The following is a 23,795-nucleotide window of genomic DNA, read 5'->3' on the forward strand; positions in this document are numbered from 1 at the left end:
TCCTAGGGGCTGGTGCGCAGTCGCGAACAGAAGTCGACCAGCAGGCCTGCGGCGCGGCGTTCGGGGTCGAGCATCACGCCGCCGTGGGCTTGGCCACCGATTTCATGGAATTCGGCGTTCGGCAGGTGACTTGCGGCCTCCCGACCGCCCGCGGGCGGGAAAAAGAGGTCGTTCTCGAAGGCGATGACCAACGCCGGCGCGGTGATCCCGGCGAGACGGTCATCGGTGGGCTCCTTGGCGAGCATCCAACTCCGCGACGCCGACAGTTGCCCCTTCAGACCATCGGGCGCCGACCACACCGGATCGCCGGAACTCAAGATCTCCCGCCATGAGCGGACGGCCGCGTCGTTCGACAGGGTGGTCGGGCTGAGGGTGGTCATTAACTGTTCAAAGATGGCGACGTGCTCGGGGATTTCGCCGAGTCGATCGAGGAGTCCCAACTCCATGTCGTTGACGATTTCCCCGATGGCCGATGAGCGTAGACCCGCCAACATGGCAACACCCCTCACGTGGCCGGGCCATGCCGATGCCAAGGCCTGCGTCACGTAGCAGCCCATGGAATATCCAGCGAGAATCGCGTCGTCGACTTCGAAATGGTTCAGCACGGCAGCGGCGTCGTCGGCCATTTCGGGCACCGAGTATGGTGCTGGCGGTGCCGAAGACGGGGTCACGCCCCGCGCGGAATAGGTGATCACTGAGAACCCGGCTTTAACGAGGTCGTTGGGGATTCCAGTGAATTGCCATACGCCAGAAGGCATCCCGAGTCCGCCGCTGAGCAGCACGGTGGGGCCGTCGCCGATGCGCGTTGCCGCGATGGCGGTGTCGGACGCGGTCGTGATGAGTTGACGCTCGGTCACGATTGCGCGGCGGCCAGGCGGTCGATGATTTGCTGCAAACTCTGTGGCGACCGGGCCATCACGGTCTCGCCCTCGGCGACCACCAGTGGGCGCTGGATCAGCGACGGATTCGCGACCATCGCATCAAGCAGGGCGTCATCGTCGGCGTCGTCGAGATCTAGGGTCGCGTACACGGGTTCGCCCGACCGGATCGCGTCGCGGACCGACAGCCCGGCCGAGGCGATCAACTGTTTAAGTTCGGCACGGTCGGGGGTGTCGGTGAGGTACTCGACGACGGTGACGTCGGCCCCAGCTTGCCGCAGCGCGTCGAGGGCGGTGCGGGACTTGCTGCAGCTGGGGTTGTAGTAGATCGTGGCGTCCACGGATGGCCCTTCTTTACTGGCTAAACGAGATCGGCGAGCGGCACGCTCGAGTCGGCGAGTTTCGCCGGATCGACGGGATTTCGCGCCGCAAGGAGGGCGGCGATGTCATCGCCAGCATCCCAAATATTGACGTTCATTCCCGCCTGGACAATACCGTCGCTGGTGACCCAGAAGGCGAGGAACTCCCGGCCTGGCACATCACCGCGGGTAACGACGCTGGTCTCGCCCGCGGTGTGGCCACGGTATTCCATGCCGAGGTCGTACTGGTCGGTGAAGAAGTACGGCATCCGCGAGTACTCGTCGTTGCCGCCGAGAATGTTGGCGACCGCGGTCGCTGGCTGGTTGAGCGCGTTTGCCCAATGCTCGGTTCGGACACGCATACCGAGGACAGGGTGTTCTGCGGCGGCAATGTCGCCGACCGCATACACGTCGGGTGCGCTGGTCCGCAGACCCGCATCGGTAGCGACGCCACCGTCGACAATTTCGAGGCCACCGTTCTCCGCGACCGCAGTTTCCGGCCGGGCCCCCACCGCCACGAGGACGGCATCGGCGGCGATCGTCTCACCGTTCTCGAGTTTGATTCCGGTGGCCTTCTCGTCCGCGACGGTGATGGCGGCGACCTTGCAATTAGTTTTCAGGTCGACGCCGTGGGCGCGATGCAGTTCGGCGAATGCTGCCCCGATTTCGGTGCCCAGCGCCGCTTGTAAGGGCTGGTCGGCGGCTTCGACAACGGTCACCTCGGTGCCCGCATTGCGTGCCCCGGCGGCCACTTCGAGACCGATCCAGCCGCCGCCGATGATGGCCAGGCGCTTGCCCTCACCGAAAGTCTGCAGCAGGGCGTCGGCTTCGGCGACAGTCCGCAGGTAGTAGACGCCGTCGGCGTCCGACCCGGGGATGGGTGGGCGCGCGGAGGTAGATCCGGTCGCCAAAACGAGTGAGGAGTACCGAACCGATGACCCGTCGTCGAGCTCGACGGAGTGGGCGGCGGTGTCGAGGGTGGTGGCGCGGACGCCGAGGCGAAGGTCGATGTTGTTGTCGCGGTACCAGGCTTCGTCGTGCACGGTGAAGTCCGGCAGCGCCTTGGTGGAGGCGAGGAACTCTTTCGACAGTGGTGGGCGTTCGTAGGGTGCAACGCTCTCGGCGGCGATGAAGGTGACCGGTCCGGTGAACCCCTTCTCGCGCAGGCCTTCGGCGGTCTTCGCGCCCGCGAGCCCACCCCCGACGATCACGATGGGATTGGACGAATTTGTACCTGTGGACATGTCACTCTCCCTACTAAAGACGAATTCCTTCAATTATAGAGAGTCTTGGGGGCTCTGGCTACGTCGCAGGTGAAGAGAATCTCGACGACTGAGGCCTCGCCATGTCGGTAGAGTCAGGTTTTGTGCGCGACTCACGAGCCCGATACATCGTCATCGGGCTGATGCTGGCATTGGCCGGAATCTGCTATTCGTCGTGGGTTCTCGACTACTTTTTCCACTCCGGACTCGACCCCCTGCGGTCGTTCCTGTCGGAACTCGATAGCCGGCACATGCCGCACCGGCACGTCTACACGGTGGGCGACGTTCTAACGGGGATCTTCTCGATTCTGGCCGCCATCGGTCTCCTGTTTCCGCCGAGCCTGGTGCGCAATAAGTTCTCCGTCACGGCAGCCATCGCCATTGCCGCGTTCGGTGCCTCGACCATCGCCGATGCGCTCATGCCGATCGACTGCCTGGCTGGCCGCGACGTAGGTTGCCCGGACCAGTCGCGAGGTCTGCTGCCGCAACTGGAGCACATTCATGCCCTGACATCGTCGTTGGCAGTGATCGCCATCTTCGTTGCGATGATTGCCGCATCCCTGGCCGCCTGGCGCACCCGCGACTGGGACACCCTGCGATATGGCGGCGGACTGGTGTTCGCGGTCGTCGTGCTGGCTACCGTGTGGATGCTGGCCGCCGACCGGCTTAGCGGCGACTACCGGTTGGGGTTGGCGCAGCGGATTCAGGTCGGCGGCATGAGTATCTGGCTGATCTTCTGGGGCGCGTCGATCACGCGATGGCGGCCGCGCCCCAGCCAGGTCAGCGGCGGAACGTCGTCGTAAACGCCTCGCGCGCGCCCGGTGCGTTCGCCTTCACTTCGTAAGCGGACAGCTTCAGCGACGAACTGTCGACGTCGAGGGTCATGAACCCGCGGTCTTGGTGGTTCTCATACTTGGAGCGGAATCGCTTGGTCGACGGCTTGCTCGTCGACTTTGCGGCGGCACCCGAGACGATCTGTCGCGTGCCTTTGAGGCCCGCAACGTTCTCGAAGACCTGCTGGCTGTGGTCGTGGCCGGAGAACAGGAAGTTGGCGCGCCCGGCAATGTGCTTCTCGATGAAGCGCTTCGCTTCAATGCCGTTCATCGGGGCGGGCAGGCCGTCGTAGTCGCCGGCTGGGCCGTGCGAGCCATTACTGACGTAGGCGTGGTGGGTGCAGACAATCTTCCACGGTGCCTTTGAGGCAGCCAACGACTTGTCGAGCCACTTGCCCTGCGCGGTCATGTAGTGGCCGTCGGGATTCCACTCCGGGGACAGGAACGGCGGGATGTAGGCGGCGAGCGGGTTCAAGTCGACGATGAAAAAGTCAACAACACCGAGCGACACCGAGTAGTAGCGCTCCGGCATGTACCAGCGACGCGATCGCTTGTGGTACTCCACCTCGGTGTTTCCGCGGAGCAGCCAGCCGCCGTCGCCGGGGAAGATCGCCGTGTTGTCGTGGTTGCCAAGCGTCATCAACCACGGGAAATCCAGCCCGGCATTCGGCTTCTCGAACTTGTTCTGGAACTGCTTGTCGTCGGGGCCGTCGGGTCCGGTCTCGTAGATGTTGTCGCCTAGACCGAGCGCGACGTCGAAGGGCTTGGCCGCGTGCAGCTTCCGCGCCGCATCGGTGACGGCATACTGCGGCTTCTCGCCGGTGCCTGCGTCTCCGGTCACGAGGACACGGAGTGCGCTGCTTCCAGTGGGGAGCGGGTACCGGTTGACGGCCGACGCGACACCGGTCCCGAGAGTGCCAAGGCCTGCGGCTGCGACGCCGGTGGCTGCGGCACCGGCAAGGAAGGAACGACGATCGATGGTCATGGGCATCGATGCTGCCATGCCGAGGTTAACGGCGCAGGGCTCGGGGAAGCTTCGTCAGCCAACTTGGCGCAGTTTCAAGTTCACGTTTTAGTAGCCGGCATCTGTCAGACTGACACGCGATGTATGCAGAAGATGACTCCCTCCCAGTTACTCAGTCCCGTGTATCGCGCCGCACCTTTATGGGTGCCGCGGGCGCGGGTGCCCTCGCCGTCGCGATGCCTGCGGGAATTGCTTCCGCGAAGCCCGCTTCCAGTGGCGCATTCCGGCACGGTGTCGCCTCCGGTGACCCGCTTCCCGGCGGCATCATTCTCTGGACGCGCGTAACTCCGTCGGCCGATGCCAAGCCGGGATCGGGCCGCGGCGCGGGCTCGACCCTGACCTGGGAAATATCCTCTAACCAGGGATTTGGTTCCATTGCGGCCTCGGGTTCGGTCTCGACTGATGCCTCACGCGACCACACGGTGAAGGTCGACGTGAGCGGCCTCGCTCCCGCGACGCACTACTGGTACCGCTTCCGTGTCACCGGTGGTCCTGCCGCTGGCGCTGTGTCGCCGACCGGTCGAACCAAGACTGCGCCCGCGACCGATGCTGATGTCAGCAAGGTCCGATTCGGTGTTGTCAGCTGCGCCAACTGGGAAGCCGGCTATTTCTCGGCCTACCGTCACCTGGCGAACAAGTCGAACCTTGACGCGATCATTCACCTCGGCGACTACATCTACGAGTACGGCGTTGGTGGCTACGGCGGCAAATATGGGACGGTCCGCAAGCACGAACCTGCACATGACATCGTCTCGCTCGCCGACTACCGGATCCGGCACGCCCAGTACAAGACTGACCCCGATCTGATGAAGCTCCACGCCGAGTATCCGTTCATCACAACGTGGGACGATCACGAGACCGCCGACAACTCCTGGCGGGCCGGTGCTGAGAACCACAACCCACGCACGCAGGGCAGTTGGGCAGCACGCAAGGCGAACGCCGACAAGGCGTACTTCGAGTGGATGCCGATCCGCCCGGTCGTCTCGGCCAACAACCGCCAGATTTACCGTCGGCTGCGCTACGGCAATCTGCTGGAGCTGTCGATGCTCGACCTGCGTACCTACCGTGACCAGGAAGTCTCGCAGTTCAGCAACAAGACCGACAGCAACACCGCCACCATCACCGGCAAGGCCCAGATGAAGTGGGTGACCGGTGGCATCACCACGTCGACCACCAAGTGGCAGCTCGTCGGCAATCCGGTGTTGATTTCACCGTTCCTGTTGCCGCCGCTCGATCCCAAGACCACTGGCCCGCTGACCGAACTGACCGGCATTCCGGAGAACGGCATTCCGTTCAACGCCGACGTGTGGGACGGCTACACCAAAGACCGGGCACGACTGCTCAATGCGGTCGACAAGGCCGGGAAAAAGAACGTCGTCTTCCTTACCGGCGACATCCACATGTCGTGGGCCAACGACATTCCGCGCGAGCCAGCCAACTATCCGGGCGCGGGCACCTTCGGTACCGAGTTTGTGGTGACGTCGGTGACCAGTAATAACCTCGACGACATGGTCGGAGCGCCCGAGCACACGATCGGCAGTGTTGCTGGCGACGCCATCAAGGCCGCCAACCGGCACACCCAGTGGATCGACACCGACGCGCACGGCTATGCCGTCCTGACCGTCGATTCCGCTGCCGCTCAAATGGATTGGTACTCCGTCCGCGACCGCGCCGACCGCAACACCGGCGAGTACTACTCGCAATCGTGGAAGGTTCGCTCGGGCACGCGCCGGTTAAGCAAGGCTGCCGGTCCACGGTCGTAGCCGCGCAGGCGAACTTTCTGAACGTCGCCGGACGCTATCAGAGTGATATCATTAGGCTATGAACTTCAGGCAGGCGTGGCGTACCAACGGATTCCTCGGACTGATCGGCGCGCTCGTCGTGCTGCTTGTTTGTGCGGCGGCGGTGATCGGCACCATTGCGGCGATCTCCGGCGGATCGTCCCCGGCGCTAGCGGTCATTACCGTGCTCGCGGTGATCGTCGGAATCGCCGCGCTCCTCACCCTGACTGGCCTCACGACGGTGAACCCCAACGAGGCACGCGTCGTGCAGTTCTTCGGCCGGTACATCGGCTCGGTCAGCGACGCGGGCTTCTATCTCGTCACCCCGCTCAGCGAGCGTCGCGCCATCTCGCTTCGTATCCGAAACTTTGAGACCCAAAAGCTCAAGGTCAACGACGCAGACGGTAACCCCGTCGAGATCGCGGCCGTCGTGGTCTACCGGGTCGTCGACAGCTTCAAGGCGGCCTTCGCGGTCGACGACTACGAAGAGTACGTCGCGATCCAGTCTGAGGCTGCGGTCCGGCACCTGGCGACAACGCATCCCTACGACTCGCACATCACCGACGTGGTGAGCCTGCGCGACGGCGCGACCGTCGCCGAAGAAATGACCGTCGAGCTGCGCGAACGCACCAAGCTGGCAGGCATCGAGATCATCGAAGCCCGCATCACCCACCTGGCCTACGCGCCGGAAATCGCCCAAGCCATGCTGGTGCGCCAGCAGGCCGCGCAGGTGGTTGCCGCACGACAGCAGATCGTCGAAGGTGCCGTCGGGATGGTCCGGCTCGCGCTCGACCGTCTCGCCGAGGAAGGCGTCGTGGAACTGAACGACGAACGCCGCGCCGCCATGGTGTCGAACCTGTTGGTGGTGCTGTGTGGTGATCGCGCTACCCAGCCGGTCGTAAACGCGGGCAGCCTGTACGCGTGACCCGTGCCAAGCGTGAACCCAAAAAGGTGTTGCTTCGCCTGGACCCGGACGTCCACGAGGCAATCGCCAAGTGGGCAGCTGACGACCTTCGTAGCGTCAACGGCCAGTTGGAGTTCGCGTTGCGGCTGGCGCTGAGACAGGTCGGCCGAGAACCGAAATAGCGGCGGACTCCAGGCAACTGCCGGGTGCGGCGACCAGTGAGCACAGTGTCGCCGGCCGCGTCGGCCGGTATCCGCGGCCCACGCCGTTGTTCGCCGTGATCTTCCGGTAGGCGCCAACGCCGTCGGTCGGGATGCGTCGCAGCGTCGGATCGGTTTTTACGTTCACCGTGTACAGGCCGAATCGCGGGGTATAGCTGCCCCATTCGTAGTTGTCGGTGAGACTCCAGTAGTTCAGGCCCATCACCGGTAGACCGTCGCTGCGCGCCCGTTGTACCCAGTAGACGAGGTCGCGGAGATGGTCGGCGCGGCGATAGTGGTCGGGGCGGCGCTGGCCGTTCTTGGTGGCCATGCCCGCCTCCACCACGTAGAGCGGTTTGCCCGGGAAGCGGCGACCCATGTCGCGGAGGGCGTAATAGATGCCGTCGGCGGCGACCGTGGCCTTCCAGAACTCACCGTTCGCGGCGAACGACGCCGTCGTATCGGTTGGCGACACCGAGTAGTAATAGTCGAGGCCCACGTAGTCCAGGGAGTCGCGGACCCGGTCGAGGAACAGTGCGTCGAGTCCCGGTTCGACGGTCGGGATGTAGGCGACGTTGGAGCTGACTTGCGCGCCGGGATCCTTGCGGTGGATGTACTTGTAGATGGTGCGGTGGGCCTGGACCAGACGGTCGAACATCAACGTGGTGGACTGCGCGGGGAGCCCGCCGAACTGAACTTCCTTCATAACGTACGTCGTTGGTTCGTTAACGGTGATCCACAGCGGGTGATACCTGGCGTAACGGTCGACCATGATCCGGTTGTGCCGAAGCCATGCGGGCAGCGTTTTGGCATCGGCCCAGCCGCCGCGCTCGGCAATCCAACCCGGGTATACCCAGTGGTCGAGCGTGATCATCGGCCGCATCCCCGAGTCGACGATTGCTTTGATCATCGCGTCGTAGTAATTGAGTTCTTTCGCGGCGAGTTGTCCCGGGGCGGGTTCCACGCGGGCCCACTCGATGCCGACTCGATAGACCTTGGCACCGAGATGTTTGGCGAGGGCAATGTCGGACAGGTAGCGGTTGCGGAAATCGACAGACGTGCCGACGTGATCGTCGGTCTTGCCTTGTTCGATGTATCGGGTCCAGTTGCTGTCCGGTGAACCGCCTTCGGCCTGGAAGCCCGACGATGCGACGCCCCAAAGGAAGTTCGATGGGAGGCCGGTGCTTGGTTGTGCGCTGGCGGTTCCGGCCATGAGGGGGAGCGCGAACGCGGCAGAAAGCAAAGAGACTGCCGTGCGAGCAATCAATCCGTGCATAGCGCTCACGCTAACGCCTATCGGTGAGAGGGGCGGGACTTCTGAAGTTAAGGGTCGCTGAACGTCTGAGCTCACCGTGGGGACAAATGCGGGCCGAGGATTCACAAAATGCCATAGCCTGCGTGAATGCGATTGTTACCGTCGCAGTTGTGAACCCCTTCCCGCTGAGCCAAAGCATCCGCACTGCTGGAAAACGGGTAGTGACTATTGCCCTTAGCGTTGCGGTTCCCTTCGGAATGGTGGGCATCGGTCCGGCCGGGGCGGCCCCCGCAGGTCTTACCGTGACCGTCGACGCGTCGAAGCCGGGCTTTCAGATCCCCGCCGATTTTGTGGGGCTGTCGTTCGAGGCCAACCAGATGCACCGCACGTGGACCGACCCGAACCGGGGGAACGTGGCGGCGCTCCTGGCGAACCTCGGGCCGGGCAATCTGCGGTTCAGCGCCAACCAGGTCGACAACACGGCCTGGATGCCCGACCCGTCGAAGCCGACGCCGTCGTGGGCCAAGGATGGACAACGGGTCGAACCCGCCGACCTTTCGCGAGTCGGCGATTTGGCGCGCGCGATCGGTTGGAGCGTCGACCTCGGCGTGAACTTTGGGCACTTTGATCCGGCCGCAGCCGCGAATCAGGCTGCGGCCGCGCAGGCGCGGATTGGTAGCAGCCTACGGTCGATCCAGATCGGCAACGAACCCAACGCCTACGCGTTGAATATCGCCTCCGGCGACCGGAAGATCTACAACCCGCGGTCGTATGTGCACGATTCCAAGGTGTACCGGAATGCGATACGGGCGCAGGCACCGGGAGTTCGGATCGAAGGTCCGGACACGATCGGCGCGTCGATTGGTGTGGCGGCGGTTGATCCCGGGATGTGGCCGACGATCGTGCAGCCGTGGCTCGACGCTTATACGGCGGCCTTCGCCTCGGAAAGTCGGTTCTTGACCCAGCACTATTACCCGTACTGAACGTGACACGCGTCGGTGTGCCCGCGGGCGTCGCCGATCCGGTCGGAGCGTTGCCGACGATTGACCGACTGCTCGATCCCGCGACCCGCGCCAAGCAGGATAAGTTTCTGCGGACGTTCGCGTCCACCGCGCACAAGGCGGGCCTGAAGGCACACCTGACGGAGACGAACTCTGTCGCCAAGGAGGGTCGAGAAGGTGTCACAAACTCGTTCGGCGCGGCCCTGTGGACCGTCGACTATTTGATGACTGCGGCGCGCGCCGGGGTTGCCGGGTTTAACCTGCATAATCAGGTCGACGACTGCCAGAGCTATCCGCTGTTCTGCTTCCCGAACGCCGCGGCCAAACAGTCCGACATGGCGATCGTTAACCCGAACTACTATGCGACGCTGATGGTTTCGAAGATGGCCGGCGGTCGTGTGCTGCCGACCGCCACCACGGGCAGGGCAGGCGTCACTGCGCACGCCGTCCGCATGAGCGACGGCCAGGTCAAGGTCATCGTCACCAACCTCGACAAGAACTTCCGCGGCAAGGTCACCGTCAAGGTGGTTGGCGTGGACAGTTCGTCGGCCAGCGTTCAACAGTTGACCGCACCGTCGATCTACGCAACCACCGGCACCCGCTTTGCCGGCTCGACGGTAACCCCGCAGGGTAGCTTCGCCGTCCAACCGGGAACACCGATCGCTAAGGGTGTGAACGGCTATCCGCTTACCTTTGGGAAGCCCGGCGCGGCCCTGATGACCGTGGGCTAACCCGCCTTTTGCTAGTGTTGGTTCCGCGAGCCAAGGCTCGCAATGCCGGTGTGGTGTAGTGGCAACACGTCACCTTCCCAAGGTGAAATTGCGAGTTCGATTCTCGTCACCGGCTCCACGAAACCCCCTGGCCAGAGTGTTATTGGTCGGGGGATTCGTCGTCAGCCCCGGGCGCCGCGGGGCCGTGTTCTAGCGGACCGACTTTCGCGGCAGCCCGCGCGGGCCGTTGGTGAGTGGCCGTGTAGGTGCCTTAATCAAAGAATCCATCTGTGCATCGAGCGTCCGACTGTGAGTTAATCCCCGACGGTCGATCTTCTATACCTGGTCGTGTGGCTACAAATGGGTCTCGGCGAGACGTCTAAGCGGTCGCACTCGTCGTCTCCGACGCCAAGTCGTCGTCTTCGACCGCCTCGTCGTCCGACAACCCGCGGCTCAGCAGGAAGCCGAAGGCCGGCGCGATGATGTACATCAGGATCGAGTAGACGGCGGCGGGGATGGCGATCTCGGTGCTGTTGAGAACACTGAGCGCGATGGTCAGGGCGATGGTGGTGTTGTGGATGCCGACCTCCATGGAGGTCGCGATCGCCTGCGGCTTGTTCAGGCGCAGCATGCGTGCCAGGGCATACCCGGCAGAGAGGCTGATCAGGCAGAACAGTGCGGTCACCAGACCGACCTGCTTCAGGTAGGTGAGCACGTTCTCGCGCTCGCCGATGATGGCGCCGATGGTGATGGCCACGAGAACGACGATGGAGAAGATTCGCACCGGGCGGTCGGCCTTGCGGGCGAACTGAGGGTTGCGGGCCCGGACGAGCATGCCCAACAGAACCGGCACCAGCACCAGCGTCACAACTTGGGCGATCTTCCCGAACTGCAGGCCCAGGGTGTCGCCGAGGTCGAAGTAGTTGATCGCGAGGTTGGTGATCAACGGAATGCTGAACGCCGCGAAGACCGAGTTGATGGCGGTCAGCGAAATGTTGAGGGCCACGTCGCCGCGGAATAGGTGGCTGAACAGGTTCGCGGTCGTGCCGCCGGGCGACGCCGCCAGCAGCATGACGCCCACGGCCAGCAGGGGTGGAAGATCGAAGAGGACGATCAGGCCGAATGCCACCGCAGGCAGCACCAGGATCTGCAAGATCAAGGCACCGACAACAGCTTTGGGCGAGCGAGCCACGCGGGCGAAGTCGCCCGTCGTGAGTGAGAGGCCGAGGCCAAACATGATGATCGCCAGCGCGATCGGTAAACCGACGGTGATCAGTGCCGAATCTTGCACGAAGGCGCTCCTGAGAAAATTCGCCGGGAATCCGGCCGCTGACATATCGCGTTCAGTGTGACCGAGAAAGTCGGAATTCTCGCGTAACCAGCCAGGTCGAGAAGGGATTTGGCACGGAACGGCTCACAACCAGCGGCGCACACGACTGGAATAGGCCTCGAACTCGGCGGGCGCGCGCAGACTCAGGTACGTCTCCTCCGGGCGGATCACCAGGAACCGCACAGCGAGCAACGCAAACGGCAAGGTGACCAGCGGCCACCAACTGGGGGTGACGCCGACGATCCCGAGATAGATGATCGCAATGCCCGTGTACATCGGATTGCGCGAGAGTCGATACACACCGGTCGTCACCATCTGGCTGACTGGGCGGTGCGGGATGATCGTCGTGTGGTGGCTCCTGAACGCGGCGACCGCAGCGAGAACCATGGCCGCACCGGCGACGATCAGGGCGATGCCGACCCATCGATACCAGCCGCCGGAATCCTTGTTCCACTCGGCGACGGCGTCCAGTCCGATGCCAACGAGGAATGCGACAACGAAGTACAAGGGTGGCGGAATTTTGGTGACATGCGCGCCCGACGCAGTTGGCTCACTCGAGATAGGAGAGTGGCTACCGTCGCGGCCCGTCTCTATTGAGGACATCATTGCCTCCTATACAGTGATTGTGCAGTCGATGCAGTGGTACTGCAATCAATGCACTGTTAGTGTGATCCTTGATGGATGCAGATGTCAAGACCGAAAGTTACCGGCAGCAGCAAGCGGCGCAGACCCGTGCCCGCATCGCGGACGCGGCCCGCAGACTGTTCGGCACCGACGGCTACAACGCGACAAGCATCGCCGCGATCGCGTCCGAGGCGGGCGTGGCAGTCCGTACTGTTTACGCTGCGTACGGCACTAAGCGGGAGATCATTTCGGCGATCTGCGAACGCTGGCTTGCTGATGCCGGGGCCCGCGAACTCGCCGGTGCCGTGCTTGCCGAACCCATTCCCCGACAGCGGCTCCGCGCCGCCGCAGGCTGGCTCACCAACCTGTACAGCGCCGGGTTCGACGTCGTACTGATCCTTGATGCGGCGATGGACTCCGATGCCGAGACTCGCGAATTGCTGCGCGCCAAACTCGCCGGACGCAATCAGGTGATGGACATGATGATCGCGTCGCTGCGCGACGGCGCCGATGGCGATTCGACCATCCCCGTCGAGCGTCTCCAGACGGTGTTCCGCGCCTACGCGGCACCCGGCTTCTACGATGAGTTGGTGATCCAATCCCATTGGAGTGCCACCGAATTCACCGACTTTGTGGCCGAGGCCCTGGAGCGGATCGCATTCGGATGAGTAGCTAGCCCCGCCGCTTAGATAGTAGGAAGTCGATCACCTGACGATCCAGGTTCGGCCCATTCACAGTGAGTCCGCCCGGGCCCGATGGATGATCAGCGCCGTTGACTTCGGCAAATCGGACCTCGCGTTGCCCGGACCCGTACGACCGCACCACTGTCCGGTACCGATCGGTGGCCGACGCGGGCACGATCGTCGTGCGGGCTGGCGCGGTGATCGGTAAACCGTTGGCGATTCGGGCCGCGCTGGCCGACGACTGGCCCAGGAGGAAGGGCGCGACGCTGTCGGCGTCGCCGTGGATCACGTACGTCGGCACCGGGCGTCCGCGTCGGGCAGCCCGGAGTGCGGTGCCGGTCGGATCGGCGAGGTACGGGAATCCGGCGCTCACCGAGATCGCCGCAAACAGCTCCGGATACAGGGCCGAGACATCACTGACGATGCCCCCACCAGCCGAGTGGCCAGTGAGGTAGACGCGCTTCGGGTCGGCCCGCAGATCGCGAGTTGACCGCTTGATGATGTCAGCGATAATCGACGTCTCGCCTTGGCCGCGAACAACATTGGCGGGATTGAATAACTGCCACGTCCCGGTCGGGTCGACCTTCAACGACTGCATCGGTGCCACCACCGAATACCCGCGCCGATTTGCCTCCGACAACAGCGTGCTCGACGGTGAGAGTTCCTGTCGGTCGCCACCCTTCACCTTGCTTGCGCCATGAAGCCACACAATCATCGGACTGCCAGCGCGCAGCCCCTTAGGCGAATAGACCTGGTACTGCCGGGTGCCAGCGCTGTTGGCCGGTGCGGCGTGGGCGGGACAAACGAATCCCACCGACGCCACCAGCAGGCTGACGATTGTCGCGCACACTGCGATCCGTCGATTCATCTGTACTCCGATCGATCCACACGGATGGGCCGATCGGCACGATACTGGAAAGTAGTTACACCTGATTGTCGTTCGCGACATACACCGGCATGTCCGCATCCCACGGCTGGCGGTTCACCATGTCCGACACCCGCACGTGGCCGTGCTCAAACTCGCCGGTTGCGGCGTCGAGTAGTCGGTAGTCCTGCGTCTGTCGTTGGATCGGCTGCCCATCGAGGACCAGCACTCGCAGCTCGCCGGGCTCGAAGTGGCAGCGTTCTTGCAGCGCGTTGACGAGCTGTTCCGAGTGCAGGTGGCCGTCGCCGAAGTTCCAGCCGAGCACCACGCCAGCGACCGTCTCACCGTCGAGTTCCACATAGTCGACGTCGGGCTGGTCGCCGACGAGCCGTGGGATCAGCGCAGCCTGAGCCCGACCGTGGGTGTGGATGGCGCGGAACGCGAAACCGGTGAGCCGGGTGACGCGGGCTTCGTCCTCGCCGCCATAAATCTTTTCCAACTGTCGGTGCGGCAGCATCGCCGAGCGCAGCGTGTTGCTGGTCAGCTTCTCTTCACCGCTCGGCGACAACATCCACACCGTGGTGTCCCAGTTGCCCGCGTAATAGCGCATGCCGGGCAGGAACGAAATCTTCCGCGGGAACAGATTTCCCAAAACAATCAGCACGAGACTCATCGCCGGAATCAGCAGGGCAACGGGATACGTGAGGTTGCTGACGCCCAGGTCTGCGTGGTTTACGAACAACACCAGGACCGCAAAAATCATGAAGACGTTCCACTCGAGCGGGGTCCCCATCGGGATCGTCACGATGATGTGCAGGTGGAACAAGATCATCACGGTGGCCGCCACATAGGTGACGGGGCCGCCGTTTGAGAAGAACAGCACCATCGGAACCGCGAACTCGATCACCGTGCCGCCATGTGCGAGCAGTTTCGACAACGCCGACGGACGCAGGTCCTCCGGGTACGACTTCGTGAACATGTGCTTGAGTCGCGCACCCCGCCAGATGGGACTGTTGGTTTCCATCACCTGCACCACCGACGGGAAGTGCTGGTTGATCTTCGAAACCGCCGCGCCCAACCAGATGCACAACAGCACCAGCTTCGCGACCGACATCGAATCGGGGAACGGGACCAGGAAGGTCAACGCGATTGCCCCGTACACCTCGGCGCGGGCGGCCAGGAAGATTGTCTGGTCGCGCAGGCCGATCAAAACCAAGATCACCAGTACCGCAGCCACTCGCTGCCACGGCAATTGCTCACTGTCGGGGGCGGTCGACGACAGTAGCGCCACGACCAGTGAAACGAGCAGCGCGGCATAGAGCACCACGTCGACCAAGCTTCGGTGGGTGCCGCGGGTCAGCGGAATCTTCCCCGAGAACGGGGGCAGCCGGATGGTTCCGGGGCGGAGCCAGTACAGGAACGACCCCAGCGGGGGCAGGAACCGCAGATTCAGCGGACCAAAGCCGCAGCCGAATCCGGTGACCTCGAACAGGATGCACCACAGCACGACTTTTTCCCAGACCACTGGCAGTGCCCACCAGTCGGCGACGTCGAACAGGCCGCTGACGCCGGGGGTGGTGATCGCGAACAGTGCGCCGCCGAGGATGAACAGCGCGATCTTGAGGAGGTAGCCGACGTAGATCACGTCGGGTGTCCCGAAGCCCTGAGACAGGAAGTTCTCGGAAAGCAGGCGCATCTGAACGGGCCGGGTGCTGCGGCCCAGTTCATCGGTGTCGACTTTCGGTTCCACCGGTTGCAGGAATCCCATGCGTCCTCCGTCGTAGCTGTGAGCGAGTGATCCCCGCCACAGCTGAACGTAAGCCGGTAGACACATTTCCACAAGTGTTTACAACAATGTTGGCACCGGTCCGGCATCCGACCAGGATGGGAGAGATGCCCGAATCGCCATCAACTCGCGGGCGTGGTTGTCGAGCTCGATATCTTCGGCGGTTACGGGCGTCCACCGGCGGACGGTCGTGGCATCGCCATCGGCGTCGACCGCCGCGACGATCGTCAAGCTGTGCGCACAGTGCTTCAACTCTCCGGAACGAGGATCGCCTGCCCGAACATGCACCGAGACGTGCATCGTCTGCTTGCCGGTATGGATCAGTCGCGCATCCAGTTCGACGACGTCACCGATGTGTATCGGGGCGTAGAACCGAATGCCGCCCACGTACGCGGATACGCACCGACCGCCGCTCCAGCGCGCGGCGTTGAGGTAGGCGGACTCGTCCATCCATTCCATCACCCGACCGCCGTGCGCGTTGCCGCCCCAGTTCACGTCGGTCGGGGCGGCGAGGAAGCGGGTCGCCGACCGCGGCGCGGAACCGGCGTCGGAGTAGGTGACGGAGGCCATCGCGTCCTCGATTTTCCGCCGGACTGGAATGCGGGCGGTCGCAAAGCGCTCGGCGGCGACGTCGGTCTCGGTGTCCGGTACCCATTGCCGCACGGGCCGGGGACGACGGTCCTCTCCGACGGCGACAAAGATGACCAGGCATTCGCTCGCGACGGTGAAGACGCCGCTGTGTGGCGCGGCCGACGAGACCGTGCACCGAATATGCATGCTTGACGTGCCCGTGTGAATCAGGGTGGCAGTCACTTCGACGATGTCGCCCGGCTCGATACCGCGCGTGAACGTGATGTTCCCGAAGTAGGCAGTCACCGTGTAGCCGCCCGACCACGCCGCAGCGCAGGCGTACGCGGCCTTATCGATCCACGACAGCAGGCGCCCGCCGCGCACATCACCGCCGAGGGTCGTCGCATCGGTGGGGGCGGCAAGGAAGCGAAGTGTCATTTCGCGGGCAGGGGTCGTGGACAAGGCGAACTCCTCAAACGTGGGCGTTGATGGCAATGATCATGCACGCACCAAAGTCCTTACGGCACACCAATATCAGCAGGTGAGCAAGCTGGTACACGGTGTTTACGTCCGGAAACGTGGCGGTGATCGTGCGATGCGAACCGGAAAACAAAATCGAGAATAGGTTCGAGAAATGTGTTGCATAACACACTGACGCTATCTATGATTAGAACAACAGTTCGATTCGAGGAGGTTTCAGATGACGAACACCAGGTGGAACGAGGTCAACCTCGACGAGGTTGGTGCCACCGGCCCGGCAGGTGCGGCAGTGATTGAAGCTCTCGCCTCGGGCGAGAGTTTCCTCGCGTGGCGTCGGCTGGTCGTCATCATCGAGATGCTCGCGGCTGGCATGGCCGCACTCGGGGCCGACGCTGGCGACTGCGCCCGCCGCATGATCGACCTCGAGGCAAACATTGCCAGCGAAGTGGCCGTCGGCATGCGAGTTGCCCGCTCCACTGCGGAACGTCACGTCGCGCTGGCGGTCGAAGCACGCGATCGTTTGCCGCAGAGCGCGCGTTTGCTGCGTGATGGGGTCATCTCGCTGCCGTGCTTCCGCGAGATTGTTCTGCAGACCACTGGCGTCACCGACGGTGACGCGATTGCTGCCGTCGATGCAGCCATCGCACAGGAACTCCGTGAGATTGGTGGCGTTAGCTACGGCGACGCCAGCAACGTCGCCCGCCGCATGGTCGCTGAATTCGACGCCGACGCCCTCCGTGAGCGTCGTCGTGCACACAGCAAGGGTGTCACCGTCAGCAACGACGTCGATGACGCTACGCTCACCATCGCCGCAAGCGTTGAGGAAATTGCCCTCGCCTCCAAGGCAATCGACGCTCGTGCCGCCCGCGTCTGCAAAAACGACAGTCGTAGCTGTGGTGCTCGTCGCGCCGATGCTGCGCTCGCAGCCCTCACTGGCAACAAGTTCGGCTGCGACTGCGGCAGCGACAACTGCGCAGTACGCGCCACTGACAGCGAGATCGCCGAAGAGTTTGCCAAGATCGTCGTGCACGTCATCGCCCACGAGTCCACCCTCAACGGCGATAGCAGCAAGGCCGCCTGGTTCGACGGTTTCGGCGTCATCGATGCCCATCACGCTCGCGAAATCGCTTCCCGCCCGGGCACGCTAATCCGGCCGCTCGATCTTGACGCCGTTGCCGACTGCCCGTTTCAGCTCGGTAATCACTACCGTCCAACAGCCGGGACCGACGTCGCGATGCGCGGCGTACACGGCACCTGCGTATTTCCCGGATGCAAGCGCCCGGCGTGGGGTTGCGACCTCGACCACGTTTGCGAGTACAACCACGAGGACCCCGCCGCCGGAGGCGCCACCTGCCAGTGCAATCTGAACCCGAAGTGCCGCTTCCATCACCTGCTCAAGACCTACGGCGAAGGCTGGATCGACGACCAGGTCGTCGACGCCAACGGGGTGATCTGGACCGAGCTCACCACCCCGAGCGGGCATACCGTGCGCTCGCGGGCCCGCAACCAGTGGCTCCTGCCGCAACTTGGCCTCATACCGTGCAAGCATGGGCGGCCAGTTGCGCCAGGGGTTATCGATGCCGCCACCGAGCCGGAACGAAAGCGGACCCGGACGCAGGCCAAGCATGCGCAGCGGATGCAAATCCGCTCGCAGCGTCGCTATGCGATGGCCTGCGCCAAGGCTGCTGCTACGGCGCAGTACGACTCCGCTGAGCCGCCGCCATTCTGATCGGTGGCGCGGCTAGTACGCGGTTGCGAACTTCCACGCCGAATGGATGGCGCCCTCGATGTAGTCGACCTTGCCTGCGTCACCAACCACTTCGACGCTCACGCCGGAGGACTCGAGTGCCTGCGCCAACGGGGCATCCGCTGCGGTATCGGCCGCGTAAATCACCATCGACGCGGGCGCGGACTGCTCCTCGCCGTTCACCGAGTACACAACTTCGGTAGGCGTAATACGCGAGACGGTCGCCTCCCGGTGGATCTTGACGCCCAGTTCCTTTGCCGTGCGGACCGCGGTCCATCGACGCGGCATCGCCATTGGCAACCCTAGTGGCTTGCCTTCTTCAAGCAGCGTGACGCGACGACCGCGGTCGGCCAGCCACTCCGCCAACTCCAACCCCACCAGCGAACCGCCGATTACCACCACGTCCTTGCCCATCGGCAGGAAGGCGTGCGTCAGTTTGCGAATCGCATTGGGGCTCTTAGTGATGCCGGAGAGCTTGCCCAGCTTGCCGATGGTCCGCAGGAATGCCGATCCGTCTTCGGCCTCGGCGCTGCCGAGCAGAAGGTTACGCAGGCTGTCGCCGGTGTGAACGTGCGGGAGGTCGCCGCCCGGGATGCTCGGCCGCGGGCGCACCGCGCCGGTCGCCACCACCACATGATCCGGGGCAAACAGTCGCACCACCTCCGGCGTCGCCTCGGTATTCAACCGGACGTCGATGTCGAGACGTTTCATCTCGTTAGACAGCCAATTCAGGAGACGTTCGTTGTCGGGAGTGGTGAGCGTCGAGAACCACAGCGTTCCGCCCAGTCGGTCCGACTTATCGACCACTGTCACGCGATGCCCGCGCAGCGTCAACAGGCGAGCGGTCTCCAAGCCCGACGGTCCCGCGCCAACAATCAGCACGTGCTTGCGGGTATCGGTCGGGGTCAACGGCAACAGGTCTTCGTGACCGAGAGCCGGGTTGACCGCGCAGATCGGGGTGTCGTCCCAGAAATTTTCCTGCACGCACACGTAGCAGTTGATGCACGGGCGCACCTGTTCCGGCGTGCCAGCCTTCAGTTTGTTGACCAACTCCGGATCGGCAAGTAGTTGCCGTCCCATTGCGGCGAAATCGATGCGGCCCTCCGCAATGGCTTCTTCGGCGAGGTCGGGCAGCATACGTCCGACAGCGATCACCGGGATGCTGACGCGCTTCTTGACCTCCGTCGCAAGGTCGACGTACGCGCCAACCTTGTTCGGCAGGGGCCCGTCGGTGAAGTTGGAGAAGGGATTCCGGCCCCAGCCCGTCACGTCGATGGCATCGGCCCCAGCCTTCTCGAACAGGACCGCAGCTTCGCACGCTTCCTCGTTGGTGAGGCCACCTTCCTGGCCGAATTCCGCGCCCGCGACGCGAACCAGCACGGCCATGGTGGCGCCAACCGCAGCCTTCACCGAGGCGATCACCTCGCACGCCAGCCGGGCCCGGTTCTCCAAGCTGCCGCCGTATTCGTCGGTGCGCTTGTTGTCGGCGCTCGCCAGGAAACCGCCCAAGACGTAGCCATGCGCGCAGTGGATTTCGATGGCGTCGACGCCAGCCTCCTGGCAGCGGCGTGCTGCCGAAGTCCACGATTCGACCAGCCAGACCAAGTCTTCCTTGGTGGCCTCGTGGAAGCTGCCCTGCTTTCCGCCGGTCACCGCCCCCATCTTCATCAGCTCATCCATGGTGCTATCGGCGAGCGCACTCATGTCGTACTTGAAGTCCGGCGTCGACGGCACCAGCATGGGCCGGTCGTTCAGGGTGTCGATGCGGGCGACTTTCCCGTGATGCGTGCTCTGCACACACAGCTTGCTGCCCGCGGCGTGCACAGTATCGGCCAACGCCTTCAGACCGGGGATGAACCGGTCGTCCGACAGTCCCGGCTCCTTATTGCTGGTAGCGCCGATCGGATAGGCAATGGCCGACGCACCGGTAATCACCAGCCCGGTGCCGCCCGCGGCGCGCGCCCCATAGTGCACGAGGTCGCCGGTCTCTATCTCGCCGTCGTTGCACACGTTCATGTCCATCGCGGACAAGATGACGCGGTTGCTGAGCTTCATCGGGCCGATCCGGCCGGGAGCGAGAAGGTGATCGTAAGTTTTAGTTCGGGCCACGTCTCAAGACGTTAATCTTTATTGCGGCAGAAATACCTGGTATGTGCCACGCAGTGGGATAAAACGATTGCTCGACCATCATGGAGGTGCCATGCACTCCGTACCGCCCACGTCGATCTACCTCGGAACGCTGGGCGGTCGCCCGCACCTGAGGGAGGGGGTGGCAATCACCCGCACCTTGCAATCTCTGCCGGGGCAGTACCACTTTCGAGTGTTCGTCGCGGCCATCATCTACATCTTCTTCGTGGCGTTATGACGGAACAGATGGACGACCATAGTGACCAGCGCGGCGTCTCCGTGCGGTATGCCCTGCTAAGACCGCTCGGAGCGACGATCATTTTGCTGGCCGGCTACTTCTTGCTGCCGATCGGCGGCGACAGCAAATGGCAGTTCGTTGGACTCATTGTGGGTGTAGTCCTGCTGGCCGCATTCTGCGCGTGGGAAGTCCGACACTTCCTCCGCTCAGATCGGCCCGTCGCGACCGCGATCGAAATGCTTGCGGCGGTGATGTGCTTTTACATTGTCACGTTCTCGTCCGCGTACTTTCTCCTCGGCGACCATCACCTCGCGTCGTTTACGCAGCCGCTCACCAGGGTCGACGCCCTGTACTTCTGCCTGACCGTTTTCACCACGACCGGGTTTGGCGACATTGCCGCAGTCTCGCAGCCCGCACGGATCGCCGTCTCGATTCAAATGGCGAGCACTCTCGCCCTCGTCGGACTCGGGCTGCGCTTCGTCAATGTCGTCATCCAAAACCGCATCCCAAGTGTAGAAAAGCTGCACCGGTACCGGAACGAGAATTAAGGTCCGCTAGCACGAGTCGACTACTCTTAGCCACGTGCTGCTATCAGACCGCGACATTCGTGCCGAGATTGAATCCGGCAGGCTCGGCATCGATCCGTACGATCCGGCCTTGGTGCAACCGTCCAGCGTCGACGTTCGACTCGACTCGCTATTCCGGGTTTTCAATAACACCAAGTACACGCACATCGATCCCGCCAAGCGGCAAGACGAACTGACCACCCTGGTGGAACCCGCCGCAGACGAGCCATTTGTGCTGCACCCGGGCGAATTTGTGCTCGGCTCTACTCTCGAAGTGTGCTCGCTGCCCGACGATCTCGCCGGTCGGCTCGAAGGCAAGTCCTCGCTGGGGCGCCTCGGCCTCCTCACCCATTCGACGGCCGGTTTTATTGACCCCGGATTCTCCGGCCACATCACGCTGGAACTGTCGAATGTCGCGAACCTGCCCATCACGCTGTGGCCCGGCATGAAGATCGGGCAGCTTTGCCTGTTCCGCCTCACCAGCCCGGCAGAGAACCCGTACGGCAGTGCGGCAGTGGGATCGAAGTACCAGGGTCAGCGGGGGCCGACACCATCGAAGGCATACCTGAACTTCCAGAAGTGACGGGCCAATCACTCAAGAGCAAATTCAAATAAGAGGCATCGGCCGCACACAAGACCACTAGGGGAGGGGGTCGAAATGACGGGTCCATTTAGTCGGCAGCCATCGTGGTTGACCGGCTTCGACTTGCCTGCGTTACCCACCGGCGCCGTTATTGCCCTCGACTTCAGCCCGGACGGACTGTGGGCCGCCCGCATGGAACGCGGTGAGGCGGGAACCTTTGCCGCGGTCGAAAGCACCACCGAAACCCGCATCCACCCGGAAGTCCTCGACGCCCGAATCGCCACCTACCTGCGCGACACCGGAAAAGCTTCAGCCCCCACCGATGAACTCTTCGACGAACTGATTTCCCTGGCGCGCCGGGCACGACGGTCGTTGATCGACCGCGATACGACCGTCGTGATGGGCGGTGCCGCCTTGGCCCCGATCAGCTTTTCCATCGACGACGCGATCGAAGCGACCGTCCCCGAAACCAATCGGGCGCACGGCATGGTCATGGAACTCGCCGGACTTAGCCCGGTCGACGCCATCCTCCTCGGGCCGGGGCTTGACGATTGGCCAGGACTTCCGCGGGCCCTCACCGAACGTGGCTTCACGCCCATCTCCCCCGGCGATCCGTTCCCGGCGACCTTCGGCGGTGACAACGAGGCCACCGCTCTCCTCGAAGCCGTACAGGCACCCCAAGAGGTTCGTGCCTGGGAACACAGTGACCAGAACTTGGTGCTCGTCGATCCCGCGGATTACGGGCTCGACCGCTTCGGCAATGCCGTCCCCGACGTCTACGCCGACAGCAATGAGACTTACGCGGGCGCCGAACCCGAACGTGAGGCCGGCATGCGCGGGCGGTTGGTGGCACTCGGTGGCGTGGTGCTCCTTGCCGTCGGCGGAGGCGGAGTCGCCATTGCCATGAACGCCGACGAACAGTCGAACCCGGGAATCGGGGCCACCCACAGTTCGACGACGTCGACACCGTCGGGCAGTAGACCGTCAACGCCGGAACCCGAACGGGTCAACAATTCCGTCGACCCGGCAGACATGTCGGCCGCCCGGGTACCCGTGCTGAAGTACACCACGCCGCCACCGCCGCCCAAGTCGACGAGTCAGCCGCGGTCGACCCAAGCGCGACCGGCACCGGGGCCACTGCCGCCGGGACCGCCGCAAAACCGCCCGAAGCGAACCATCCCGAATCCGATCCCGGGACTACCGCCCATCGTCGTCGGATAGGTGCTCGCGTCGCTCTCGGGCGACCGCGAGGTAATCGTCGAGCTGGCGTGCCAACTCGCGATCGAGTGCCCGATACAGGGTGTTGTGGGCCGCGACCCGTCCGGTGGTGCGGAGCTCGCCGAGGAACTTCGACGCCCAATCAGCTTCGACACCGCGCGACGGGATCCACCCGTCAAAGCGGCCCTCGGTGATAGCGCGACGGCCCGCGCTGATCAGCGTTTTCGCTGCCCGATCCATGTCCTCGTCGAGCTGCCGCTGCATCCCCAAAATATAGGTGAGCGGAATACCGATCTGCATCAGTCGCTGGTAGGCCTCGATCGTGTCGACGTCGTTGATGCGGTACTGCTTCGGCGGGTCGTCGTCGCCGACTGGCTCAATGAGCCCAAAATCTTGGAGCTGGGCCAGCAGCAACGGATCGCTCGTATTGAGCTTCACGTGCAAGGCTTCGGGCGAAACCACTTCCGTCGGCGTCTGCGACCACGGCTGCGACACTGTCTCCCGCAAGCCCAGCGACTCGGCAATGTCGTCGCCGGTCTGGACGCGCTTAAAGAAGTCGCCGATGTGGGTCATCGTGAAACCCCGCGACAGCAGGTCGTTGATCACCCGCAATTTCGCCAAATGCTCGTCGCCGTAGATCGCGATCCGCCCCCGCCGCAGCGGTCGAGGAATTAATCCCCGGTCCTGATAACCACGCACGTTCCGCGTCGTAGTGCCCGCCGCGCGAGCCAGATCGTCGATTCGGTACTCGGTCATGGCAACCATTGTCCC

At 63.7% G+C, this 23,795-nt stretch carries 24 protein-coding genes and 1 tRNA gene; 13 read left to right on the forward strand and 12 right to left on the reverse strand.

Features of this window, described 5'->3' with window-relative positions:
• Window positions 1-2 precede the first annotated feature (2 nt).
• The 3 genes from AC1L34_RS15325 to AC1L34_RS15335 are packed head-to-tail and all read right to left on the reverse strand — an operon-like array spanning window position 3 to window position 2,481.
• Window positions 3-857 (reverse strand): alpha/beta fold hydrolase, encoded by an 855-nt coding sequence (locus tag AC1L34_RS15325; protein WP_424322299.1) that lies wholly within the window; start codon window positions 855-857, stop codon window positions 3-5.
• Complete coding sequence (arsC, locus tag AC1L34_RS15330; protein WP_424322298.1) at window positions 854-1,219, reverse strand: arsenate reductase (glutaredoxin); 366 nt, start codon at window positions 1,217-1,219, stop codon at window positions 854-856. The genes AC1L34_RS15325 and arsC overlap by 4 nt, the downstream gene beginning before the upstream one ends.
• Before the next feature lie 20 nt (window positions 1,220-1,239).
• On the reverse strand, window positions 1,240-2,481 hold the full coding sequence (locus tag AC1L34_RS15335; protein WP_424322297.1) for an NAD(P)/FAD-dependent oxidoreductase: 1,242 nt from the start codon (window positions 2,479-2,481) through the stop codon (window positions 1,240-1,242).
• A gap of 161 nt (window positions 2,482-2,642) precedes the next feature.
• Here AC1L34_RS15335 and AC1L34_RS15340 point away from each other — a divergent pair, with 161 nt between their 5' ends.
• On the forward strand, window positions 2,643-3,302 hold the full coding sequence (locus AC1L34_RS15340) for a DUF998 domain-containing protein (protein ID WP_424295362.1): 660 nt from the start codon (window positions 2,643-2,645) through the stop codon (window positions 3,300-3,302).
• On the opposite strand, the gene AC1L34_RS15345 is transcribed toward AC1L34_RS15340, so the two are convergent.
• Window positions 3,280-4,335, reverse strand: coding sequence for a metallophosphoesterase (locus AC1L34_RS15345; RefSeq protein WP_424324782.1), 1,056 nt, complete (start codon window positions 4,333-4,335; stop codon window positions 3,280-3,282). The two genes, AC1L34_RS15340 and AC1L34_RS15345, sit on opposite strands and share 23 nt — an antisense overlap.
• 101 nt (window positions 4,336-4,436) lie before the next feature.
• Between AC1L34_RS15345 and AC1L34_RS15350 the strand changes: the two genes are divergently transcribed.
• The 3 genes from AC1L34_RS15350 to AC1L34_RS15360 are packed head-to-tail and all read left to right on the forward strand — an operon-like array spanning window position 4,437 to window position 7,223.
• On the forward strand, window positions 4,437-6,119 hold the full coding sequence (locus AC1L34_RS15350) for an alkaline phosphatase D family protein (RefSeq protein ID WP_424322296.1): 1,683 nt from the start codon (window positions 4,437-4,439) through the stop codon (window positions 6,117-6,119).
• 58 nt (window positions 6,120-6,177) lie between these two features.
• Window positions 6,178-7,062 (forward strand): SPFH domain-containing protein, encoded by an 885-nt coding sequence (locus AC1L34_RS15355; RefSeq protein ID WP_424295351.1) that lies wholly within the window; start codon window positions 6,178-6,180, stop codon window positions 7,060-7,062.
• Window positions 7,059-7,223 carry a type II toxin-antitoxin system antitoxin gene (locus tag AC1L34_RS15360; protein ID WP_480034881.1) on the forward strand — a complete coding sequence of 55 codons (165 nt, stop codon included), beginning with the start codon at window positions 7,059-7,061 and terminating at the stop codon, window positions 7,221-7,223. Before AC1L34_RS15355 ends, AC1L34_RS15360 begins: the two co-directional genes overlap by 4 nt.
• Here AC1L34_RS15360 and AC1L34_RS15365 read toward each other — a convergent pair.
• Window positions 7,159-8,517, reverse strand: coding sequence for a family 1 glycosylhydrolase (locus AC1L34_RS15365; RefSeq protein ID WP_424322307.1), 1,359 nt, complete (start codon window positions 8,515-8,517; stop codon window positions 7,159-7,161). The genes AC1L34_RS15360 and AC1L34_RS15365 overlap by 65 nt on opposite strands.
• 200 nt (window positions 8,518-8,717) lie before the next feature.
• On the opposite strand from AC1L34_RS15365, the gene AC1L34_RS15370 reads away from it, so the two are divergent.
• The 3 genes from AC1L34_RS15370 to AC1L34_RS15380 all read left to right on the forward strand — a co-directional run bounded on the left by AC1L34_RS15370 (window position 8,718) and on the right by AC1L34_RS15380 (window position 10,346).
• The gene (locus AC1L34_RS15370; RefSeq protein WP_424322295.1) at window positions 8,718-9,479 is read left to right on the forward strand and encodes a hypothetical protein; all 762 of its coding nucleotides are present in this window, start codon (window positions 8,718-8,720) and stop codon (window positions 9,477-9,479) included.
• A 2-nt stretch (window positions 9,480-9,481) separates the two neighbouring features.
• On the forward strand, window positions 9,482-10,228 hold the full coding sequence (locus AC1L34_RS15375) for a hypothetical protein (protein WP_424322294.1): 747 nt from the start codon (window positions 9,482-9,484) through the stop codon (window positions 10,226-10,228).
• Window positions 10,229-10,272: 44 nt separating this feature from the next.
• Window positions 10,273-10,346, forward strand: a tRNA-Gly gene (locus AC1L34_RS15380).
• A 240-nt stretch (window positions 10,347-10,586) separates the two neighbouring features.
• On the opposite strand, the gene AC1L34_RS15385 is transcribed toward AC1L34_RS15380, so the two are convergent.
• Window positions 10,587-11,498, reverse strand: a complete 912-nt coding sequence (locus AC1L34_RS15385) for a bile acid:sodium symporter family protein (RefSeq protein WP_424295349.1) — start codon at window positions 11,496-11,498, stop codon at window positions 10,587-10,589.
• 123 nt (window positions 11,499-11,621) lie between these two features.
• Window positions 11,622-12,143 carry a methyltransferase family protein gene (locus tag AC1L34_RS15390; protein ID WP_424295347.1) on the reverse strand — a complete coding sequence of 174 codons (522 nt, stop codon included), beginning with the start codon at window positions 12,141-12,143 and terminating at the stop codon, window positions 11,622-11,624.
• Between the two features lie 71 nt (window positions 12,144-12,214).
• Between AC1L34_RS15390 and AC1L34_RS15395 the strand changes: the two genes are divergently transcribed.
• Window positions 12,215-12,829 carry a TetR/AcrR family transcriptional regulator gene (locus AC1L34_RS15395; protein WP_424295345.1) on the forward strand — a complete coding sequence of 205 codons (615 nt, stop codon included), beginning with the start codon at window positions 12,215-12,217 and terminating at the stop codon, window positions 12,827-12,829.
• Window positions 12,830-12,833: 4 nt separating this feature from the next.
• Here the strand turns inward: AC1L34_RS15395 and AC1L34_RS15400 are convergent, their stop codons facing one another.
• The 3 genes from AC1L34_RS15400 to AC1L34_RS15410 form a co-directional block, all read right to left on the reverse strand.
• Window positions 12,834-13,712 (reverse strand): CE1 family esterase, encoded by an 879-nt coding sequence (locus AC1L34_RS15400; RefSeq protein ID WP_424295343.1) that lies wholly within the window; start codon window positions 13,710-13,712, stop codon window positions 12,834-12,836.
• A gap of 55 nt (window positions 13,713-13,767) precedes the next feature.
• Entirely contained in the window at window positions 13,768-15,477 is a 1,710-nt protein-coding gene (locus tag AC1L34_RS15405) for a DUF3556 domain-containing protein (RefSeq protein WP_424295342.1), read from the reverse strand.
• A gap of 78 nt (window positions 15,478-15,555) precedes the next feature.
• Window positions 15,556-16,503 (reverse strand): acyl-CoA thioesterase, encoded by a 948-nt coding sequence (locus AC1L34_RS15410; RefSeq protein WP_424295358.1) that lies wholly within the window; start codon window positions 16,501-16,503, stop codon window positions 15,556-15,558.
• Between the two features lie 262 nt (window positions 16,504-16,765).
• On the opposite strand from AC1L34_RS15410, the gene AC1L34_RS15415 reads away from it, so the two are divergent.
• Window positions 16,766-18,274, forward strand: a complete 1,509-nt coding sequence (locus tag AC1L34_RS15415; protein ID WP_424323657.1) for an HNH endonuclease signature motif containing protein — start codon at window positions 16,766-16,768, stop codon at window positions 18,272-18,274.
• Between the two features lie 12 nt (window positions 18,275-18,286).
• Here AC1L34_RS15415 and AC1L34_RS15420 read toward each other — a convergent pair whose 3' ends face one another.
• Window positions 18,287-20,347, reverse strand: coding sequence for an FAD-dependent oxidoreductase (locus tag AC1L34_RS15420; RefSeq protein WP_480035338.1), 2,061 nt, complete (start codon window positions 20,345-20,347; stop codon window positions 18,287-18,289).
• A gap of 145 nt (window positions 20,348-20,492) precedes the next feature.
• On the opposite strand from AC1L34_RS15420, the gene AC1L34_RS15425 reads away from it, so the two are divergent.
• The 4 genes from AC1L34_RS15425 to AC1L34_RS15440 all read left to right on the forward strand — a co-directional run bounded on the left by AC1L34_RS15425 (window position 20,493) and on the right by AC1L34_RS15440 (window position 23,027).
• Window positions 20,493-20,657, forward strand: a complete 165-nt coding sequence (locus AC1L34_RS15425) for a hypothetical protein (protein ID WP_424325498.1) — start codon at window positions 20,493-20,495, stop codon at window positions 20,655-20,657.
• Between the two features lie 8 nt (window positions 20,658-20,665).
• On the forward strand, window positions 20,666-21,205 hold the full coding sequence (locus tag AC1L34_RS15430; protein ID WP_424323656.1) for a potassium channel family protein: 540 nt from the start codon (window positions 20,666-20,668) through the stop codon (window positions 21,203-21,205).
• Between the two features lie 34 nt (window positions 21,206-21,239).
• Entirely contained in the window at window positions 21,240-21,806 is a 567-nt protein-coding gene (dcd, locus tag AC1L34_RS15435) for a dCTP deaminase (RefSeq protein WP_424293277.1), read from the forward strand.
• 75 nt (window positions 21,807-21,881) lie between these two features.
• Window positions 21,882-23,027 carry a hypothetical protein gene (locus tag AC1L34_RS15440; protein ID WP_424293276.1) on the forward strand — a complete coding sequence of 382 codons (1,146 nt, stop codon included), beginning with the start codon at window positions 21,882-21,884 and terminating at the stop codon, window positions 23,025-23,027.
• Here AC1L34_RS15440 and AC1L34_RS15445 read toward each other — a convergent pair.
• Window positions 23,004-23,780, reverse strand: a complete 777-nt coding sequence (locus AC1L34_RS15445) for a MerR family transcriptional regulator (RefSeq protein ID WP_424293275.1) — start codon at window positions 23,778-23,780, stop codon at window positions 23,004-23,006. The genes AC1L34_RS15440 and AC1L34_RS15445 overlap by 24 nt on opposite strands.
• Window positions 23,781-23,795 lie beyond the last annotated feature (15 nt).

The sequence above is a fragment of the Gordonia sp. 34D genome, from assembly GCF_056682775.1.